We start from the raw sequence: 1523 nt of genomic DNA, 5'->3' as shown, positions 1-1523 counted from the left end.
AAGCGCGTCGACGAGGTCGAGGTTCCGGTCGAGGTTCTCGCCCTGGAAGCGGGGGCTCATCGCCCGGAAGTCACCTGCTCCCAGCTTGCGGTCCCGGGTGAAGTGGCCGGAGATGAGGCCGCGGGAGAGCACTCCGTACGCCGTGATCCCGATGCCGAGCTCGCCGGCCGTCGGCAGGATCTGCTCCTCGATGCCGCGTGAGATGAGGGAGTACTCGATCTGTACGTCGGAGATGGGAGCGGTGGCGGCGGCGCGGCGGATGGTGTCGGCGCCGACCTCCGAGAGCCCGATGTGGCGGACGTGCCCCTTCTCGACCAGCTCGGCGATCGCGCCGACGGTCTCCTCGACGGGGACGTCGGGGTCGAGTCGGGCGATCCGATAGACGTCGATGTGGTCGACGCCGAGCCGCTGGAGCGAGTACGCGGCGAAGTTCTTGACCGCCGAAGGCCGCCCGTCGTACCCGGACCAGCCGCCGTCCGGGTCACGGAGGGCGCCGAACTTGACGCTGGTGAGCGCCTGTTCGCGGCGTGCGGCGGGGGCGGAGCGGAGGGCTTCGCCGATCAGCATTTCGTTGTGACCCATGGCGTAGAAATCGCCGGTGTCGATGAGGGTGACGCCCGCTTCGAGGGCGGCGTGGATGGTTGCGATGGACTCCGTGCGGTCGGCTTCGCCGTAGAGCGCGGACATGCCCATGGCGCCGAGGCCGATGGCGGAGGACTGGGGACCGGTGGTTCCGAGGGTGAGGGTACGCATGCATTCACCATGCCATGACAGATGACAGATTTCAATATCTGTCATCTGTCATCTGTCAGTCGCCACTCCCGGGTGGTCCTGGTGCCAGTCGTCCTGGTGTCAGCTGAACCGCCTCACGAACCTCTTCTGCCACGGTGTCTCCACCGCCCGTGGCGCATAGTGCTCCCGTACGTACGCGACCGCCTCAGTGCCCGGCACCCCGTCCAGTACCGCGATGCAGGCCAGCGCCGTCCCCGTGCGCCCCTGGCCGCCGCCGCACGCGACCTCGACCCGCTCCGTCGCGGCCCGCTCCAGCGCCTCGCGCAGGGCGGCGGCCGTCGTCACGCGGTCGGCGGGCAGCCGGAAGTCGGGCCAGCGGACCCAGCGGGACTCCCAGGCGGTCGCATCGGGTTCCTTGCCCAGCAGATACAGCGCGAAGTCGGGCTCCGGGCCGTCCGGAAGCGGTCGCCGCAGACCCCGGCCGCGGATGAGCCGGCCCGAGGGGAGTCGTAGTACGCCTGACGCCGTGGGATTCCAAGTCGCAGTCATGGCGCGAGAGTAGTGTGAGCGCTCGGCTCAAGGCCGAGCTGAGCGCCGATCCGAGCGTGCTGTACCCGCGAGCGGTCCCTGCGGCATGGCCCCGAGCCGCTCCGCCGTCCGGCGTGCCGTCTCCCTCGCCCAGCGGCCGCTGGTCAGTGCGCCGAGGATCAGGACCGCAAGACCGCAGCCCACGATGACCCACCAGACGGGGAGGCTCGCCTCCATGAAGGCGACGGCGTACAACGCACTTC

At 69.9% G+C, this 1523-nt stretch carries 2 protein-coding genes and 1 pseudogene; all 3 read right to left on the bottom strand.

The features are described 5' to 3' along the window. Positions 1-753, bottom strand: a 753-nt coding sequence (locus ACZ5CR_RS44940) for an aldo/keto reductase (RefSeq protein WP_468869374.1), incomplete at its 3' end; no start/stop codon positions are given. Positions 754-852: 99 nt separating this feature from the next. Next, positions 853-1281, bottom strand: a complete 429-nt coding sequence (locus tag ACZ5CR_RS44935) for a protein-tyrosine phosphatase family protein (protein ID WP_468869372.1) — start codon at positions 1279-1281, stop codon at positions 853-855. A 27-nt stretch (positions 1282-1308) separates the two neighbouring features. Then, positions 1309-1523 (bottom strand): annotated as a pseudogene (locus tag ACZ5CR_RS44930) (MFS transporter); the annotation flags it as partial.

It is taken from the genome of Streptomyces sp. NPDC031274 (assembly GCF_055570235.1).
Note: the sequence above shows the minus strand (reverse complement) of the source record. Positions and strands in the feature narration are given on the sequence as shown.

Bases quoted from the DNA above. Each gene is read 5' to 3' on its own strand.
- ACZ5CR_RS44935 (WP_468869372.1), bottom strand. From the start codon at position 1,281: ATGACTGCGACTTGGAATCCCACGGCGTCAGGCGTACTACGACTCCCC.